This window comes from Mycobacterium stomatepiae, from assembly GCF_010731715.1.
GTDB lineage: Bacteria > Actinomycetota > Actinomycetes > Mycobacteriales > Mycobacteriaceae > Mycobacterium > Mycobacterium stomatepiae.
In genome coordinates this window covers 2,866,516-2,883,585 of the sequence record NZ_AP022587.1, presented here as the reverse complement: position 1 = coordinate 2,883,585, position 17,070 = coordinate 2,866,516, and the positions used below count along the sequence as shown (strand labels likewise).

The window sequence follows — 17,070 nt, the reverse complement described above, 5'->3', positions numbered from 1 at the left end:
ATCCGCCAGCCGGGACCTCCGGAGGCGTGGCTATCAGGGCCTGCTCCCCGGAGCTATCAGGACCTGCTCCCGGGAGTCGGAAGTTTTGCGGTTCAACCGCGCCTTCAGCGACTTCGCCGGCTTCTCGACCAGGAACCAGCTCGCCGCGGCCAGGGGCAAGGTGGCCACCGCCACCGCCAGGCTGAAAACGAGCGGAGGGAGGCTTTCCCAGCCGACGACGAGCAGCAATTGCTGGGTCGGATAGGCGTAGATGTACATGCCGTAGGACACGTCGGTGCGCAATCGCAATCGCCTGCTCTTCAGCAGCGAGGCCGAGACCACGACGGCGTAGGCCAGCGGGATGGCCGCGACCACCCGGTAATCCGGCAGCTGGCCGGCCAGCAGCACGATGACCACGCTCACCGCGACCAGCGACCAGCGGGCGGGAATCACATCACGCCACTGATACAGCAGCGCCCCGGCCGAGAACATGATTGCGATGCGGCACGCCAAAAACATCAGGACGGCCACCACCGCCGTGCTGCCCTCGGGGCGGTGAAACACCTCGGGGAAGGTAACGGGCGGCATCTGCAGTGCCCCGACGATCGCCACCACCAGAATCGCCGGCGACACCCACCTTCGGTTGGCGAGTCCGGCCACGCCGATGGCGGCGACGGCCAGATAGCACAGGACTTCCCAGAAGAGTGACCACAGCGACGCGTTCCAGATGCCTGCGTTGGGGATGCCTTGCGGGGTGCCACCGACGTCGAACTTCAGCCACAGCACCGCACTGTTCTTCAAGACGTACTCGAAGGGAGCGAAGGACAACAGCAACTTGGTCGGCGAACCGCCCTGAATCGCCACGCTGAGCGGAGCGAACACGAACGCGGTCACGATCAGGCAGACATAGTAGCCGGGCAGGATGCGCAGCGCCCGAGCGGCGAGGTATGCGCGCAGGCGTGGGTTGTTCATCCAACTCGCTGTGATGAGGAACCCCGAAATCGCGAAGAACCCGTCCACCCCGACGTACAGCAGGAGCTGAAGAACGGCCCGCAGCGAGGGGAGGTGACCCCGGATCGAGAAGGTGTGCCAAAAGATGACCTCGGCCGCGAGCGCCAACCGCCAGGCGTTCAGTGCATTGCTTCGCGGATCGAACACCTGCCCAAGTTTCATCGGCGCTTTCCGCCATCTAAGCGGGTCGTCATCGGCGTCACCTTAGCGTCACGGGACCGACAAGGAGAACCAGTCCACCGGATATGACAAATTCCCGATGAGCATACATTATCCGCATAAACATATATTATGAGGTCCGCCAAGGTGTTGCGGCAAATTGCACGGCCGTAAGTTTTTCCCCCAATTTCCTTGTGTAAGAGCAGCTCTGGGCGCGCGCGAGATCAGCCTTCTGACGGTAATATGCGTCCGGCAGCGCGGGAGCTTATGCGGCGCTCAAGCTCCTCTTTTCGGCAGCGTCCTCGAGTGCCTCAAGCCCCACTGCCCTGGCCGCGCAATTGCGCGGCAAACTTCTGCACCTCGTCCCAGGTGGGCAGCAGGCCGGCCGCGCGAACTTCGTCGAAGCTCGGCGCGACGGCGTCGCGGTCGGACAAACTCGGGGCGACGCCGTCGACCAGCGGCCAGTCGATGCCCAGGGCCGGGTCGGTAGCGCAGATGGTGTGTTCGCGTTGCGGGCTGTATTCCGCCGAGCACAAGTACATCACCGTCGAATTGTCTTGCAGTGCAAGGAAACCATGCCCGAGGCCTTCGGAGATGTAAATCGTCCGGCGATCCTGATCGTCGAGCAGCACCGAGTCCCACTGGCCGAACGTCGGCGAGCCCACCCGAATGTCGACCACCACGTCGAGCACCGCACCGCGCACGCAGGTCACGTACTTGGCCTGACTGGGCGGTAGCTGAGCAAAGTGCAGCCCGCGCAGCACGCCGGCCGACGATACTGAGCAATTGGCCTGCCGCACGTCCATCCCGTGACCGGCGAAATCCCGGAAGTCATGGTCGGTGAACCATTCGAAGAACATGCCCCGGGAATCACCGTGCTTTTTCGGGGTGATCTCAAAGGCGCCGGGGACTTTGAGTTCGCGCACTTCCATCACTGACCTCGTTCTTCGTAGCGGGCTTCCGAGGCGCCTTTCAGCGGGCGCCACCAGGATTCGTTGGCCCGATACCAGTCAATGGTTTCACGCAACCCCTCTTCGAAGTCGGTATGCTTTGGCGCCCAATGCAATTCGTCGTACAGGAGGGACGGATCGATGGCATAGCGCAGGTCGTGACCGACGCGGTCGGTGACGTGGTCGAAGTCGTCGGGCTCGCGCCCCATCATCGACAGCAGCGTGCGCAGCACGGTCAGGTTGTCGCGTTCACCCTCGGCGGAGATCAGATAGGTCGCCCCGATCTGGCCCTTGTCCAGGATCTGCCAGACCGCGCTGTTGTGGTCGTCGACGTGGATCCAGTCGCGGACGTTGGCGCCGGCGCCGTACAGCTTGCACCGCCGGCCGGTTAGCACATTGGTGATCTGGCGCGGGATGAACTTCTCGATGTGTTGATACGGGCCGTAGTTGTTGGAGCAGTTGGACAGCGTCGCGCGCACCCCGTACGAGCGCACCCACGCCCGGACCAGCATGTCGGCGGCGGCCTTGGTGGCCGAATAGGGGCTCGACGGATTGTAGGGAGTCGACTCGGTGAACCGCTGCGGGTCGTCGAGTTCCAGGTCGCCGTAGACCTCGTCGGTCGAGATGTGGTGCAGTCGTATCCCGCGCCGCCGGACCGCTTCCAGGATCGTGTACGTCCCAACCACGTTGGTGTGCAGGAAAGGCTCGGGATTGTCGAGTGCGTTGTCGACGTGGCTTTCGGCGGCGAAGTGCACCACCGCGTCGGACTCGGCGATCAGCTGGGAGACCAGCTCGGCATCGCAGATGTCGCCCTCGACCAGCCTGACGGCGTCCTCGACGTCGGCCAGCGACTCACGCCGTCCGGCGTAGGTCAGGGCGTCGAGCACCGTCACGGAAACGTCGGGACGCTCGCGCACGGTGCTGTGCACGAAATTCGCGCCGATGAAACCGGCGCCACCGGTGACCAGCAGCCGCATGGTCAAACCCTAACCGAGGGTCTCGGTCAGCTTGCGGGGTTAGCCCAAGCGGCTCGGCCAATTCGGTCAGCGAGGGCAGCAGCGTCTCCTCGTTGTAGCCGCCGATCACCTGGATGGCGACGTGGTCGGCGCCCGCGTCCAGGTGCTCGTTGAGGCGCTTCACGATGGCCTCCGGAGTCCCGGATGCCACCACCGCGTCGATCAGCTTGTCGCTGCCGGGCGCGCGCACGTCGTCCTCGGTGAACCCCAGGCGCAGCCAGTTGTTGACGTAGTTGCTCAGCCCCAGGTAGTGCTGGACGAGCTGACGGCCGGCCTCGCGCGCTTTGTCGCGGTCGGTGGTCAGCACCACCTTGTGCTCCGGGGCCAGGAACACCGAGTTGCCGAGCTGCTCGCGCGCCTTGGCCGTGTGTTCCGGCGTGGTCAGGTAGGGATGCGCGCCGGCGCTGCGTTCCGCGGACAGCGCCAGTACCTTGGGGCCGAGAGCGGCAAGCACCCGCCGGCTGGTCGGCACCAGCGCGTCGTCGAGGGCGTCGAGGTAGCCGACCAGCGCGGCGTAGGGTTTCACGTACTCCTGGGTGTGCTCGGGGTGACCGACTCCGATGCCCAGCAAAAACCTTCCAGGATAAGCACTTTCGATGCGCTTGAAGGACGCGGCGACGGGTGCTGTCGCCGCTGTCCAGATGTTGACGATCCCGGTGGCCAGCTGCAGCGAGCCCGTCTGCGCCAACGCCGGTTCCACCCAGGCCAGATCAGCGTCCGGTGACCCACCAATCCACGCGGCCGGATATCCCAGGGCTTCGATCTTGGCGGCCAGTTCGGGAGTGATCGAGCGGGTAGGCAGCCAAGCGCCATAGCGGCCGAGGTTAGGCTTCAGTGATACGGCGTCAGTCAACGAGGTTCCCCTCCGCGGTTGGTTACGAGCGGTTCAGTCCAAACGGGCCCGCTAGTTCAGCCAGCGCCGAGACCAGGTTTTCATCTTTCGTCAGGACCTGCACGGGCACGTGGTCGGCCCCCGCGGCGAGGTGTTCGTTGAGCCGCGCCGCGATCGCATCGAGGGTGCCATAGGCCACCACCGCGTCGACCAGGCGGTCGCTGCCCGGCCGGACGACCTCGTCTTGGGCGAAGCCCCACCGCTTCCAATTGTTGCGATAGTTGACCAGGTTGAAGTAGATGTCCAGCGCCTGGCGTCCGACGGCGCGCGCCTGCTCCGCGTCGGTCGTCAGCACCACCTTGTGCTCGGGCGCCAGAAACGCCGCGTCGCCGATCAGCTCACGCGCGTGCGCGGTGTGCTCCGGAGTGGTCAGATACGGATGCGCGCCGGCGCTGCGTTGCCCCGACAGCTCCAGCACTCGGGGGCCCAGGGCCGCTACCACCCGGCGATGGGCCGGCACGCCGTATTCGTCGAGTGCGTCCAGGTACTCCACCAGCGCGCCGTAGGGCTTGCGGTAATCGCTGATCACCTCGCGGTGACCGACACCGATCCCGAGCAGGAAGCGGTCCGGGTACGCCTTGTCGATCCGGTGGAACGACTCGGCCACATCCTTGGCCGGCGCGGTCCAGATGTTCACGATCCCGGTGGCCACTTGCAAGGTGGTCGTCGCCTCCAGGATGGGCTCCACCCATGCCAATTCGGCGGGCGGCGAACCACCCACCCAGACGGCGCCGTAGCCGAGCGACTCGATCTCTTCGGCTTGCTGGGGCGTTACGCCGCGTCCGAACACTCCGAACCGGCCAAGATTGGGCTTGCTTGCAGCTGCATCGGTCATGCCGTCTCCAACCCGGCCGGAGGTGAGGCTATTCCGGGTCGTCGTCGTCCACGTCGTCGTCGTCGTCCACGTCGTCGTCATCGACCGCGGCGACGTCGGCGACGGGCGGCATCTCGAGCGGCAGCAGCACGATGAACCTGGTGTCGCCGGGCACCGATTCCACCCGCAGATCCCCGCGATGCTTCTTGACGACGATGTTGAACGCGAGATCGAGTCCGAGGCCGGTGCCTTCCCCGAATGGTTTGGTGGTGAAGAACGGCTCGAAGATGTGCTCGCGAATATCCGCGGGGACTCCGGGCCCGGTGTCACAGATCTCGACCCGCGCCATGTTGTCGTTGTAGCGGCAGGTACGCACGGTCAGCGTGCCGCCCGTATCGCGCATCGCGGCGAGCGCGTTGTCGATGATGTTGGTCCAAACCTGGTTGAGATCAGCTGGATAGCAAGGGATTTCGGGAAGCGATTTGTCGAAGTCCTTGACCACGGTGATCACGGGGTTCTGACTGGTCTCCTTGCCCGGGTCCTTGGTCAACCGGTCGGCGAACATCACCAGGGTGCTGTAGAGCAAGTCGTGCACGTTGGCCACCTGGAAGGGCGCCCGATCCATTTGCGAGTACTGCTTGGCATCGGCGACCAGCGCCGAAATCCGCTTGCTGGCTTCCAGAATCTGGTTCATCAGCAGCTCGCTCTCGATGGTGTAGTTGATCCATCGGATCGCCTGCTCCAGCGAGGCCGTCTCGAGCTCGTCGGCGGCCGCGGAAATCCGCTCCAGCCAGTCGGTGTCGATGCCGCCTTCGATGAAGGTCGGCGCAATGTCCCACCCGCCGTCGATGCCGTGGTCTTCCAGTCAGTCGCCGACGGCGTCCTCGCGGTCGGAAGTCTCCAGCGCGCTCAGGTGCTGGGTCGCCGACTTGGCGACCTGCTCGGCGACCTGCTCCTGCAGCCCCACCAAAGCGCTCAACGCCTCCGCCGTGATCGTGCCGTCGGCGAGCATCGCCAGCTTGTGGCGCATGTTGGCGACGCGCTCGCGCAGATCCGACGCGGCCCGCGAGATCGCCGCGGCGGGGTTGTTGAGCTGATGGGTCAGCCCCGCCGACAGCCGGCCCAGCGCCAGTAGCTTCTCGCGGTTGTCGATGATCCGCCGCGTCCGGTCGGTGCCGACGGCGATGCCGTCGAGCAGGTGCACGGCCATCGGGAACTGGTCGCGCATTAACTGGGCGAAGATGGGTGCGTCCATCACGAAGAATCGCGATGGCTTGGTCACGTGGACCGACGCGTCGTAGGTCTTCTGCTTCCCGCCTGTGAACGCCCGCCAGGCCCCGGCATACACGCCGCGCTGCGAGGTCCGGTTGGTTTCGATGTCCTGGCCGCCGGAGAGCTTGGACATCGTCAGCTCGCCCTCGATCAGCACGTAAAAGCAGGTCGCCGGTTCACCTTCCACACAGATCGGCCCCGGCTGGTACTACTCGATGCACCCGTTGCTGCACAACACCGCGAGCTGTTCGTCGGTCAGCGCCTCGAACAGGAACAGGCTGCGTAGCTCGTCGGGCTCACACGGCGTATCGGCGGTCATGACGTGCGACCCTTCTAGGACTCGGCCAGGTAGCGGTGGACCAACATCACGGCCATCGACCCCTCGCCGACGGCGGCCGCGACCCGCTTGGCGGAGGTGGAGCGGACGTCGCCGGTGGCGAACACGCCCGGCACGCTGGTTTCCAGATGATGCGGCGGGCGGTCCAACGTCCATCCGCACACGCTGCGCAGGTCCGGGCCGGTGAGGATGAAGCCGTGGTCGTCGCGGGCCAGCACCCCGTCCAGCCAGTCGGTGCGCGGGGCGGCCCCGATGAAGATGAACATCCGCGCGCAGGTGACGTCTTCGCTCTCGCCGGTGCGGTTGTTGAGCAGGGTCAGCTTTTCCAGGTGCTCGTCGCCGGTGGCGCACTCGACTTCCGTGCAGGTGCGGACGGTGATCTTGGGGTTCGCCTCGATCTGCTGGATCAAGTAGTACGACATCGACGCCTCCAGTGAGGGGGCGCGCACCAGGATGGTCACCGATTTGGCCGTCTTCGACAGGTGCATGGCGGCCTGCCCGGCCGAGTTGGCCCCGCCGATCACGTAGATCTCTTCGTCGTCGCAGTCGGAGGCGAAGGTGGTGGCACCGTAGTAGACGCCGCGGCCGGTCAGCTCGGTGCAGCCGGTCGCGTCCAGCTGCCGGTAGGAGACGCCGGTGGCCAGGATGACCGCGTGCGCGTCGACCGAACCGCCGTCGGCGAACCGCACGGTGCGTTTGGGCCCGTTGATCTCCAGGGCGGTGGCCGTGCGGGCGGTGATCAGCTCGGCGCCGAACTTCTCGGCCTGCAGGCGGGCCCGCTGGGCCAGCTGGCCGCCCGACACCCCGTCCGGGAAGCCGAGGTAGTTCTCGATCCGGGAGCTCTGGCCGGCCTGCCCGCCGGTCGCGGTGCTTTCGATGAGCACCGTGCGCAGGCCCTCGGAGGCGCCGTACACGGCCGCGGCCAGGCCCGCGGGCCCGCCGCCGATCACGATCAGGTCGTAGAAATCCTGCGACAGCTGGGTGGACAGGCCCAGCGTGTCGGCCAGTTCGGCGTCGGAGGGCTCGACCAGCGGGTCGCCGTGCTGGGTGATGACCACGGGCAGCCGCAGTCCGTCCTCACCGGCAGCCTTAAGCAGCTGCTCGCCGACGGGTTCGTCGGCCATGAACCAGTTGTAGTGCAGTCCGTTGCGGGCCAGGAAGTCACGGACCTCCCAGGACCGTGCCGACCAGCGATGCCCGATCACCTTGGTATGCGGAATGGCGTGTTCGGGTGCCGCGCGCCAGGCCTCCAGCAGCGCGTCGATGACGGGGTATAGCTTCTGCTCCGGCGGATCCCACGGCTTGAGCAGGTAGTGGTCGAGGTCGACGACGTTGATGGCGTCGATCGCGGCGTGGGTGTCGGCGTACGCGGTCAGCAGAATCCGTCGAGCCGCCGGGTACAGGTCCATCGCCTGCTCGAGGAACTCGATGCCCGTCATCTGCGGCATCCGGTAGTCGGCGACGAGCGTCGCGACCGTCTCGCCGCGCAGTTTGAGCTGCTTGAGGGTTTCCAGCGCCTCGGGACCCGACTCCGCCCGCACGATGCGGTGATCCTCGCCGTATTTGCGCCGGAGGTCCCGGGCCACAGCGCGCGATACAGCGGGATCGTCGTCGACGGTCAATATCACCGGTTTGCGTGACTGCGCGGTGCCATCAAGGGAATGCGCGGGATTTGTCGGGCTTATCATTGGGGTCAAGTATGCGCTTGTCAGGCGCTGTGTGGTCGGTCGAGGTGGCCGCCCGCGAGCGCATCGATCACGGATTTTGGCCACGCCGTACAAGCGGGTACCATAGACCGACGGTGCGTGTTTCGCGCCGGCTTTTTTTGTGTGTCCGTTCCCAAGGAATTTCCTGTCACCGGCTCACGTTCCAAAGTCGGTGTGAACGCTGTGCCGTCGTTGGCGCAGATGACAACGAAACTAAACGACGAGGATTTGACGAATAGTTATGGCCAAGAAGGACGGCGCCATCGAGGTCGAGGGCCGCGTGGTCGAGCCCCTGCCCAATGCGATGTTTCGCATTGAGCTGGAGAACGGTCACAAGGTGCTTGCCCACATCAGCGGCAAGATGCGGCAGCACTACATCCGCATCCTGCCCGAGGATCGGGTGGTGGTGGAGTTGTCTCCCTACGACCTGTCCCGGGGCCGCATCGTGTACCGGTACAAGTAACCAACCAACAGACGAGAACAGGATCGAAAAGCCGTGAAGGTCAACCCCAGCGTGAAGCCGATTTGCGACAAGTGCAGGGTGATCCGTCGGCATGGGCGGGTTATGGTGATCTGCTCCGATCCGCGTCACAAGCAGCGCCAGGGCTAGGTTTCGCCGCAGCCCACAACAACTAAATGATGACCTCCCAGCACCACTAGGCTGCCCGGCGCGTCAAGCGCCAAAAAGACGGATGAGCGTTGCCTACCACGCCCGGTCGGAGGCCGGGCCCCGATCAGATCGGGAACGGGCTGGGAACAGACCTCCGCATAGAAAAAGAGGAAACGCCACCTATGGCTCGACTAGTAGGCGTCGATCTGCCGCGTGACAAGCGGATGGAGATCGCGCTGACGTACATCTTCGGCATCGGCCGAACCCGCTCCAACGAGATCTTGGAAGCGACCGGCATCGACCGGGATCTGCGCACCAGGGACCTCACCGACGATCAGCTGACCCACCTGCGCGACTACATCGAGGCCAACCTCAAGGTCGAGGGTGACCTGCGCCGCGAGGTCCAGGCTGACATCCGCCGCAAGATCGAGATCGGCTGCTACCAGGGCCTGCGGCACCGCCGCGGCCTGCCGGTGCGTGGCCAGCGCACCAAGACCAACGCGCGTACCCGCAAGGGCCCCAAGCGCACCATCGCCGGCAAGAAGAAGGCCAGGTAACCCATGCCACCCGCCAAGAAGGCAGCAGCCTCCGCGCCCAAGAAGGGGCAGAAGACCCGCAAGCGCGAAAAGAAGAACATCCCGCACGGTGCCGCGCACATCAAGAGCACCTTCAACAACACGATCGTGAGCATCACCGACCCGCAGGGCAATGTCATCGCCTGGGCGTCGTCGGGCCACGTCGGTTTCAAAGGCTCGCGGAAATCGACTCCGTTCGCCGCGCAGCTGGCCGCCGAGAACGCCGCGCGCAAGGCCCAGGAGCACGGCGTGCGCAAGGTCGACGTGTTCGTGAAGGGCCCGGGCTCGGGCCGGGAGACCGCCATCCGTTCGCTGCAGGCCGCAGGCCTGGAGGTCGGCGCGATCTCCGACGTCACCCCCCAGCCGCACAACGGTTGCCGTCCGCCCAAGCGACGGAGGGTCTAGGAGGAGAATCATGGCTCGCTACACCGGACCCATCACTCGCAAATCGCGCCGGCTGCGCACCGACCTCGTCGGTGGCGACCAGGCGTTCGAGAAGCGTCCCTATCCGCCCGGCCAGCACGGCCGCGCGCGGATCAAGGAAAGCGAATACCTGCTGCAGATGCAGGAGAAGCAGAAGGCCCGCTTCACCTACGGCGTGATGGAAAAGCAGTTCCGCCGCTACTACGAAGAGGCCACTCGGCACGCCGGCAAGACCGGTGAGAACCTGCTGCAGATCCTCGAGAGCCGGCTGGACAACGTCGTGTACCGCGCCGGGCTGGCGCGTACCCGCCGGATGGCCCGCCAGCTGGTCAGCCACGGGCACTTCAGCGTCAACGGCGTGCACGTCAACGTCCCCAGTTACCGGGTGTCGCAGTACGACATCATCGACGTGCGGGACGGGTCGCTGAACACCGTGCCTTTCCAGATCGCGCGGGAGACGGCGGGCGACCGTCCGATCCCGAGCTGGTTGCAGGTGGTCGGGGAGCGTCAGCGCATCCTGATCCACCAGCTGCCCGAGCGGGCGCAGATCGACGTGCCACTCACCGAGCAGCTGATCGTCGAGTACTACTCGAAGTAAAGATGTGCTGCACCAACCGGTGCAGGCAACCTGAGCGGCATCAAATAGCGGGTGCCGAGAAGGAGAAAAGAAACACCCATGCTGATTTCACAGCGCCCCACCCTGTCGGAGGATGTCCTCACCGACAGCCGGTCCCAGTTCGTCATCGAGCCGCTGGAGCCCGGATTCGGCTACACCCTTGGCAATTCGCTGCGGCGTACCCTGCTGTCGTCGATTCCCGGCGCGGCCGTCACCAGCATTCGTATCGATGGCGTGCTGCACGAGTTCACCACCGTGCCCGGCGTCAAGGAGGATGTCACCGACATCATCCTGAACCTCAAGGGTCTGGTCGTGTCCTCCGAGGAGGACGAGCCGGTCACCATGTACCTGCGCAAGCAGGGCCCGGGCGAGGTCACCGCGGGTGACATCGTGCCGCCGGCCGGCGTGACGGTGCACAACCCCGGCATGCACATCGCGACGCTGAACGACAAGGGCAAGCTTGAGGTCGAGCTCGTCGTCGAGCGTGGTCGTGGTTACGTGCCGGCCGTGCAGAACCGTGCTTCTGGTGCCGAAATCGGCCGTATCCCAGTCGATTCCATCTACTCGCCGGTGCTCAAGGTCACCTACAAGGTGGACGCCACCCGTGTCGAGCAGCGCACCGACTTCGACAAGCTGATCCTGGACGTCGAGACCAAGAGTTCGATCACTCCCCGCGACGCGCTGGCGTCGGCGGGCAAGACCCTGGTCGAATTGTTCGGCCTGGCACGCGAACTCAACGTCGAGGCCGAGGGCATCGAAATCGGGCCGTCGCCAGCCGAAGCCGACCACATCGCGTCGTTCGCACTGCCGATCGATGACCTGGATTTGACCGTCCGGTCCTACAACTGCCTCAAGCGCGAGGGTGTGCACACCGTCGGCGAGCTGGTCAGCCGTACCGAGTCCGACCTGCTCGACATCCGCAACTTCGGCCAGAAGTCCATCGACGAGGTCAAGGTCAAGCTGCACCAGCTGGGGCTGTCGCTCAAGGACAGCCCGCCGAGCTTCGACCCGTCCGAGGTCGCGGGCTACGACGTCGCCACCGGTACCTGGTCCACCGAGGGTGCTTACGACGACGCGGACTACGCCGAAACCGAACAGCTCTAAAGGCCGTCCGGTGACGATGGGGCCGTGTAGCGGCCGCTGAGGAACCGGACACGCCTGACAAGAGTCCGTCCCGGCCCTACCTGATACGGGGGTCGGCCCCAATTAGGAGATAGTGCAATGCCCAAGCCCACCAAGGGCCCTCGCCTCGGCGGGTCGTCTTCGCACCAGAAGGCTCTACTGGCCAACCTGGCCACGTCGCTGTTCGAGCACGGTCGGATCAAGACGACCGAGCCGAAGGCACGTGCGCTGCGGCCGTACGCGGAGAAGCTGATCACGCACGCGAAAAATGGCACGCTGCACAATCGCCGAGAGGTGATGAAGAAGATCCGAGACAAGGATGTGGTGCACACCCTTTTCGCGGAGATCGGGCCCCACTTCGCCGATCGGGACGGCGGCTACACCCGCATCATCAAGGTCGAGGCGCGCAAGGGCGACAACGCCCCGATGGCCGTGATCGAGCTGGTGCAGGAAAAGACCGTCACGTCGGAGGCCGACCGCGCGCGTCGGGTGAAGGCTTCGAAGAAGACCGAGGCACCCGCCGCTGCGGCGGCTCCGGCCGAAGAGGCCGAAGAGGTGGCGACCGAAGAGGTCGTGGCCGAGGAAGCCGCGTCGGAGGAGACGACGACCGAAGCGGCCGAGCCGGCCGCCGAGGCCGAAGCGCCTGCGGAGCCCGAGGCTGAGGCCGCCAACGAGGGTGACGAGGCAGACGACAAGTAGCGAAGACGTCCGTCTTAGGCTCGATATCGCCTACGACGGAACAGAATTCGCGGGCTGGGCAACTCAGACCGGGCAGCGCACTGTCGCCGGCGTTATCGACGATTCGCTGACGACTGTTTTCCGCACGCCGGTACGGCTGTGGGCGGCCGGGCGCACCGACACGGGAGTACACGCCACCGGACAGGTGGCCCATGTCGATGTGCCCGCCGCCGCCCTGCCGAATGCCTACGCCCGCTCGCCCCGTGACGGCGATCCGGAATTCCTACCGCTGCTGCGCCGGCTCGGCCGATTTCTGCCAGCCGATGTTCGGGTGCTCGGAATCATGCGTGCCCCAGCGGGTTTCGATGCGCGGTTCTCGGCGCTGCGGCGCCACTACGAGTACCGGCTGTCGACGGCGGCCTACGGCGTGGAGCCGCAGCAGGCGCGCTACATCACCGCCTGGCCGCGCGACCTGGACGTGGACGCGATGAGCGACGCCTCACAGGATCTGCTGGGCTTGCACGATTTCGCGGCCTTCTGCCGTTATCGCCAGGGCGCCACCACGATTCGCGACCTGCAGCGACTGGACTGGTCGCGCGATGGCGACCTGATCACCGCGCACGTCAGTGCCGACGCGTTCTGTTGGCAGATGGTGCGCTCCCTGGTCGGCGCGTTGCTGGCCGTCGGCGAGCACCGGCGCACCCGGGACTGGTGTCGTGAATTGCTCGATGCGACAGCACGATCCAGCGATTTCGCGGCCGCGCCCGCGCAAGGCCTGACGCTGGTGAGCGTGGACTATCCGCCGGACGACGAGCTCGCGTCGCGCATCCTGATCACCCGGGATCTGCGCACCCGCTAGGGCTGGGCGTCCAGCACGTGCTCGGCGCGCTTGTCGGTGGACAGGCACAGCGAACAAATGTGCGCGGCGTGGGCCACGCAGGCCAGCATGTCGGGGCGTTCGAAGTCGTGATTGCAGGCGTGGCAGGTCAACTCGTCGTCAACCGGATTGCCGTGCTCGTCGTACATCGGTAGATCGATGCCGTCGTGCGTGCGCCGCAGGTAGTACTTGCCGCGGGTCACGACCGCCAGGATCGGCGGCATCACCAGCGCGACGACGATCGCCACCAACGGCGAATAGGGCCGCAGTGTTTCGCCGAGGCCCCCGAAGAACGCGGCGATCGACAGCCCGGCGGCCAGCAGCATCGCGCCGAAGCCCACCGGGTTGATCGCGTACAACATGCCGCGGCGGAATTCGGGCTTTTTCGGGGACAGCTTCAGCAGATACTTGTTGAAGACGATGTCGGAGGCCACCGCTACCACCCACGCCATCCCGCAGTTGGCGTAGAAACCCAGGATGGTGTTGAGGAAGTCGAACATGTTGGCTTCCATCAGGATCAGCGCGATCGTGAGATTGACGGCAAGGAAGACGACGCGGCCGGGGTAGTGCTTGGTCACGCGGGTGAACGAGTTGGTCCAGGCCAGCGAACCCGAATACGCGTTGGTCACATTGATTTTCACCTGGCTGAGCACCACCAGGATCACGGCCAGCGTCAGCGCCAGCCAATCCGGCATGAAGTTCGCATAGATCTGGTCGAATTGGTGCACCGGCTGGTTCGCGATCGACAGTGACCCCACCAAGTGGAAGACCAGATAGACGGCGAGGAACAGCCCGACGATCTGCTTGATCGCGCCGAACAACACCCAACCGGGACCCGCCAACAGCACCCAAGTCCACCAGCTGCGCGAGTTCTGCGGGGTCTTCGGCGGCATGAACCGTAGATAGTCGATCTGCTCCGCGATCTGGGCGATCAGTGCCAGGCACACACCCGCTGCCAGCAGCGCCGAGCCGGCGTCGACCCCGCCGTGGCCTTGCTGGCCGGTGTAGGAGAAGAACTCGCCAACCGACTCGGGATGGCTGGTGACCAAATAGATGAACGGCGCGACCATCAGGATCAGCCAGAGCGGCGTGGTCCAAAGTTGCAGCTGTGAAAGGACTTTCATGCCGTAGATGACCAGCGGGAAGATGATCAGGGTCGAGCAGACGTAGCCGATCCACAGCGGGATACCCAAGCCCAGTTTGAGGCCTTGGGCCATGATCGAACCTTCGAGCGCGAAGAAGATGAACGTGAACGTCGCAAAGATCACGTTGGTCACCACGGAGCCGTAATAGCCGAAGCCGCTGCCGCGGGTGATCAGATCCAGATCGATGTTGTAACGCGCCGCGTAATAGGCCAGCGGCAGTCCGGTCGCGATGATTACCAGCGCGAAAATTCCGATGCCGCACAACGCATTTGCCGTGCCGTAGGTGATGCCGAGGTTGGCGCCGATCGCGAAGTCGGCCAGGTAAGCGATGCCGCCGAGCGCGGAGATCCCTACCACCGCCGTGGACCACCTGCGGTAGCTGCGCGGTGCAAACCGCAGTGTGTAGTCTTCGAGCGTTTCCCGGGCAGCAGGAGATGTATCGGCGGTGGAAGTCACGTACTGAATTGTCCGGTGACGCGAAGGCGCCCGCCACTTGAAGCGCCTGGCAACTGCCTGTGCGGCTATGGAATACGGCTACAGCTTGCCGGCGGCGAAGGCGGCGGCCTGATCCACCAGTCCGGAGTCGATGTAGGAGGGCTGCAGATGCGACGCCCACACCATCTTGCCGTTGCCGTTGCCGTTGCAGATCGGGTCGCCGGGTGCGCACTCCTCGATCGTCTTACCGGCGAAGGCGGGGCTGAAGCCGGGGACCGGGCCCACCACGCGCTGGGTGCCATTGCCGAACAGCGCGACCGCGGCGACGTGTTGATCGATGTCCGGCGGCAGCGGGTTCTTGAACCCGAACGACGGCTGCGTCACCGCGATCACCAGGTCGGCCGACACGGCGCCAAGCGAGTAGCCACCGAGCACCTCGCGGGTGTTGGGGCAGTGCTTGGCCATGTACTGGACGTGGCTGCTCATGTCGTTGGCGCCCTTTGCGGGATCGACGTCGGCGGGGTAGTTGACCCCGTAAACACCGAGCGGCAGCTGCGTCTTGGTCCGCAGCGAGTTGGCGAACGCATCACCGACCAGGCCGGCGCCGGGGGGTTCCTCACGGCCCCGGGCGAACACCACTTCCGCTCCCGGGCACGGCGGCCCCGCCGAGGCCATTGGAGCCAAGGCCACGGCGGACCCGATGCTCATGAACGCCGCGAGCAATGCATTGCCGATCGATCTAACCCCCATGAGCCGATGGTACGCATTTCCGGCCGGCATTAGTGAACGGCCGTGATCACTCCGCGATCCCGTTGTGACCGGATCTTTGTGTCGCTAGATCTTGGCCGCGACGAAATGTGCGGCCTTATTCGTCAATCCGGGCACGTAGCTGAGGTGGGCTTGCCACGAGCTGCCGTCGGAGCAAATCGGGTCGCCCGGGTTGCACAGGTTGAGGATCTTGCCGCCGAAATCCGGGCTGAGTGCCGTCATCAGATTGCCGGCCCGGCCCGACGGGTTCCCGAACAGGGCGACCGCGGCGACGTGATCGGCGGCATCGGACGGCAGCGGGTCGCGAAAGCCGAGCGCGGGAAGCGGTGCGGCGGTGACGATGTCGATGACGGCGGCGCCCTGCGAGTAACCGCCCAGCACCAGCTTGGTGCTGGGGCAGTTGTCGGCCATGTGCTGGATGTGGGCGCTGGCGTCGTTGGCGCCGTCGGTGGCGGCCAGGAAGTCGTCGTTAGCGGGGTAGTTGACTCCGTAGGCGCCGACATTTCGCTGGGTCTGCTGGCGCAGGGAGCTGATGAAGGCCCCGCCCACCTTCCCGACGCCGGGTGGCTCGTTGGTTCCGCGGGCGAACACCACCTCGACTGCCGGGCACGCAGCTAAGGCGCGCGGGACCAGCGGGAACCCTAACAGCATTGCGGTCGCGGCGAGGAATGCGGCGGCCATAACGCTTGCATAACGGTGCGCGCGTGGCCTTTTCGCGGCAAAGCTCATGCCGCGATGGTACCGACTATTGACTGTGCGTCAGTGGACCGCGGCAACCACGTCGGTTTGCGGCGTGGGCGACGCGGGGAACGGCGGGGTGGGCGACTGCGGGGCGTAGCTCGGTGTCAGCGGGCCGGGCGCCTGCGGGCTCTGCGGGATGGGGCCAGGTGCTTGCCCGGGCGTCTGCGGGCCGTAGCCGGGGGTTTGCGGGCCGACTCCGGGGGCTTGTGGACCATAGCCGGGCCCGTACCCGGGCACCGACTGGCCGGTGCCGATCATCAGCTTGGACGCGACGAACGCCGCCGCCTGGGTGGTGTAGACGGGGACGTAACCCTCGGTGTGCCCGCTCCACTCATTGCCGGGACCGGCGTGGCAGATCGGGTCGTTGGGGTTGCACAGGTCGATCGCCTTCGAGCCCAGCAATGCGCTCTGGCTGGGCAGCGTCCCGCCGGCGCGGTCGGCCACATCACCGAAGGTGGCGACGGCGTAGATGTTGTTGGCGTACTGCGGCGGCAGCGAGCTACCCCAGCTGATGCCGCCGATCGGGACACCGGCCACGATGTCCATCACCGACGCGCCCTGCGAGTAGCCGCCCAGCACGATCTTGGTGTTCGGGCAGGTTTCCACGCTCTTCTTGACGCGGTCGATGGTGTCGTTGGCGCCGTCGCCGCCGTGCAGCTGCAGCTTGCTGGCGGAGTAGTTCACGCCGTAGGGCAGGATGTTCAATCCGGTCTGCTGGCGCAGCGAGTCGACGAAGGCATCGCCGACGCGGCCCAGTCCGGGCGGCTCGTTGGTGCCGCGGGCAAAGATCACCTCGACATCCGGGCAGTCGAATGCGCGTGCGACGGGGGCGCTCGGCGTGGCGAGCAGGCCCGCGACCGTGACCAGGGCGGCAGCACCCAGGCCGAGCCAGCGACCGGCTAACCGCACGATGCCCACCCGAGGGCCAAATATGCGGTGTGAAA

General features: G+C 65.6%; 17 protein-coding genes and 2 pseudogenes. 8 read left to right on the top strand and 11 right to left on the bottom strand.

What is annotated here, in order from left to right; genetic code table 11:
- Positions 1-33 precede the first annotated feature (33 nt).
- The 7 genes and pseudogenes from G6N54_RS13470 to G6N54_RS13440 all read right to left on the bottom strand — a co-directional run bounded on the left by G6N54_RS13470 (position 34) and on the right by G6N54_RS13440 (position 8,118).
- Entirely contained in the window at positions 34-1,152 is a 1,119-nt protein-coding gene (locus G6N54_RS13470; RefSeq protein ID WP_163790571.1) for an acyltransferase family protein, read from the bottom strand.
- Positions 1,153-1,460: 308 nt separating this feature from the next.
- A complete protein-coding gene (rfbC, locus tag G6N54_RS13465) occupies positions 1,461-2,081 on the bottom strand; it encodes a dTDP-4-dehydrorhamnose 3,5-epimerase (RefSeq protein ID WP_163790570.1) in 621 nt (206 codons plus the stop codon).
- Complete coding sequence (rfbB, locus tag G6N54_RS13460) at positions 2,081-3,076, bottom strand: dTDP-glucose 4,6-dehydratase (RefSeq protein ID WP_163790569.1); 996 nt, start codon at positions 3,074-3,076, stop codon at positions 2,081-2,083. The genes rfbC and rfbB overlap by 1 nt, the downstream gene beginning before the upstream one ends.
- A gap of 37 nt (positions 3,077-3,113) precedes the next feature.
- Positions 3,114-3,968, bottom strand: a pseudogene (locus G6N54_RS13455) (LLM class F420-dependent oxidoreductase); the annotation flags it as partial.
- Between the two features lie 22 nt (positions 3,969-3,990).
- A complete protein-coding gene (locus tag G6N54_RS13450; protein ID WP_163790568.1) occupies positions 3,991-4,842 on the bottom strand; it encodes an LLM class F420-dependent oxidoreductase in 852 nt (283 codons plus the stop codon).
- Between the two features lie 28 nt (positions 4,843-4,870).
- A pseudogene (locus tag G6N54_RS13445) lies at positions 4,871-6,412 on the bottom strand (ATP-binding protein).
- Between the two features lie 14 nt (positions 6,413-6,426).
- Positions 6,427-8,118 carry an FAD-dependent oxidoreductase gene (locus G6N54_RS13440; protein ID WP_163790567.1) on the bottom strand — a complete coding sequence of 564 codons (1,692 nt, stop codon included), beginning with the start codon at positions 8,116-8,118 and terminating at the stop codon, positions 6,427-6,429.
- Between the two features lie 259 nt (positions 8,119-8,377).
- Between G6N54_RS13440 and infA the strand changes: the two genes are divergently transcribed.
- The 8 genes from infA (at position 8,378) to truA (ending at position 13,019) form a co-directional block, all read left to right on the top strand.
- Positions 8,378-8,599, top strand: coding sequence for a translation initiation factor IF-1 (gene infA, locus G6N54_RS13435; protein ID WP_003418601.1), 222 nt, complete (start codon positions 8,378-8,380; stop codon positions 8,597-8,599).
- 33 nt (positions 8,600-8,632) lie between these two features.
- Complete coding sequence (gene rpmJ, locus G6N54_RS13430; protein ID WP_003879483.1) at positions 8,633-8,746, top strand: 50S ribosomal protein L36; 114 nt, start codon at positions 8,633-8,635, stop codon at positions 8,744-8,746.
- 182 nt (positions 8,747-8,928) lie between these two features.
- On the top strand, positions 8,929-9,303 hold the full coding sequence (gene rpsM / locus G6N54_RS13425; RefSeq protein ID WP_163790566.1) for a 30S ribosomal protein S13: 375 nt from the start codon (positions 8,929-8,931) through the stop codon (positions 9,301-9,303).
- A gap of 3 nt (positions 9,304-9,306) precedes the next feature.
- Positions 9,307-9,726: a 30S ribosomal protein S11 gene (gene rpsK, locus G6N54_RS13420; protein WP_090600535.1), complete on the top strand. Its 420-nt coding sequence runs from the start codon at positions 9,307-9,309 to the stop codon at positions 9,724-9,726.
- Between the two features lie 10 nt (positions 9,727-9,736).
- Positions 9,737-10,342 (top strand): 30S ribosomal protein S4, encoded by a 606-nt coding sequence (rpsD, locus tag G6N54_RS13415; protein ID WP_163790565.1) that lies wholly within the window; start codon positions 9,737-9,739, stop codon positions 10,340-10,342.
- Positions 10,343-10,420: 78 nt separating this feature from the next.
- On the top strand, positions 10,421-11,464 hold the full coding sequence (locus tag G6N54_RS13410) for a DNA-directed RNA polymerase subunit alpha (protein ID WP_163790564.1): 1,044 nt from the start codon (positions 10,421-10,423) through the stop codon (positions 11,462-11,464).
- 117 nt (positions 11,465-11,581) lie between these two features.
- Positions 11,582-12,181 carry a 50S ribosomal protein L17 gene (gene rplQ, locus G6N54_RS13405; protein WP_163790563.1) on the top strand — a complete coding sequence of 200 codons (600 nt, stop codon included), beginning with the start codon at positions 11,582-11,584 and terminating at the stop codon, positions 12,179-12,181.
- A complete protein-coding gene (gene truA, locus G6N54_RS13400) occupies positions 12,159-13,019 on the top strand; it encodes a tRNA pseudouridine(38-40) synthase TruA (RefSeq protein WP_163790562.1) in 861 nt (286 codons plus the stop codon). Before rplQ ends, truA begins: the two co-directional genes overlap by 23 nt.
- Here truA and G6N54_RS13395 read toward each other — a convergent pair.
- The 4 genes from G6N54_RS13395 to G6N54_RS13380 all read right to left on the bottom strand — a co-directional run bounded on the left by G6N54_RS13395 (position 13,016) and on the right by G6N54_RS13380 (position 17,035).
- Positions 13,016-14,647: a purine-cytosine permease family protein gene (locus G6N54_RS13395; protein WP_163794723.1), complete on the bottom strand. Its 1,632-nt coding sequence runs from the start codon at positions 14,645-14,647 to the stop codon at positions 13,016-13,018. The genes truA and G6N54_RS13395 overlap by 4 nt on opposite strands.
- Before the next feature lie 69 nt (positions 14,648-14,716).
- A complete protein-coding gene (locus tag G6N54_RS13390) occupies positions 14,717-15,367 on the bottom strand; it encodes a cutinase family protein (protein ID WP_163790561.1) in 651 nt (216 codons plus the stop codon).
- An 84-nt stretch (positions 15,368-15,451) separates the two neighbouring features.
- The gene (locus G6N54_RS13385) at positions 15,452-16,066 is read right to left on the bottom strand and encodes a cutinase family protein (RefSeq protein WP_163794722.1); all 615 of its coding nucleotides are present in this window, start codon (positions 16,064-16,066) and stop codon (positions 15,452-15,454) included.
- A 78-nt stretch (positions 16,067-16,144) separates the two neighbouring features.
- Entirely contained in the window at positions 16,145-17,035 is an 891-nt protein-coding gene (locus tag G6N54_RS13380) for a cutinase family protein (RefSeq protein ID WP_170313090.1), read from the bottom strand.
- Positions 17,036-17,070 lie beyond the last annotated feature (35 nt).

Bases quoted from the DNA above. Each gene is read 5' to 3' on its own strand.
- G6N54_RS13470 (WP_163790571.1), bottom strand. From the start codon at position 1,152: ATGAAACTTGGGCAGGTGTTCGATCCGCGAAGCAATGCACTGAACGCC.
- rfbC (WP_163790570.1), bottom strand. From the start codon at position 2,081: ATGGAAGTGCGCGAACTCAAAGTCCCCGGCGCCTTTGAGATCACCCCG.
- rfbB (WP_163790569.1), bottom strand. From the start codon at position 3,076: ATGCGGCTGCTGGTCACCGGTGGCGCCGGTTTCATCGGCGCGAATTTC.
- G6N54_RS13450 (WP_163790568.1), bottom strand. From the start codon at position 4,842: ATGACCGATGCAGCTGCAAGCAAGCCCAATCTTGGCCGGTTCGGAGTG.
- G6N54_RS13440 (WP_163790567.1), bottom strand. From the start codon at position 8,118: ATGATAAGCCCGACAAATCCCGCGCATTCCCTTGATGGCACCGCGCAG.
- infA (WP_003418601.1), top strand. From the start codon at position 8,378: ATGGCCAAGAAGGACGGCGCCATCGAGGTCGAGGGCCGCGTGGTCGAG.
- rpsM (WP_163790566.1), top strand. From the start codon at position 8,929: ATGGCTCGACTAGTAGGCGTCGATCTGCCGCGTGACAAGCGGATGGAG.
- rpsK (WP_090600535.1), top strand. From the start codon at position 9,307: ATGCCACCCGCCAAGAAGGCAGCAGCCTCCGCGCCCAAGAAGGGGCAG.
- rpsD (WP_163790565.1), top strand. From the start codon at position 9,737: ATGGCTCGCTACACCGGACCCATCACTCGCAAATCGCGCCGGCTGCGC.
- G6N54_RS13410 (WP_163790564.1), top strand. From the start codon at position 10,421: ATGCTGATTTCACAGCGCCCCACCCTGTCGGAGGATGTCCTCACCGAC.
- rplQ (WP_163790563.1), top strand. From the start codon at position 11,582: ATGCCCAAGCCCACCAAGGGCCCTCGCCTCGGCGGGTCGTCTTCGCAC.
- G6N54_RS13390 (WP_163790561.1), bottom strand. From the start codon at position 15,367: ATGGGGGTTAGATCGATCGGCAATGCATTGCTCGCGGCGTTCATGAGC.
- G6N54_RS13385 (WP_163794722.1), bottom strand. From the start codon at position 16,066: ATGGCCGCCGCATTCCTCGCCGCGACCGCAATGCTGTTAGGGTTCCCG.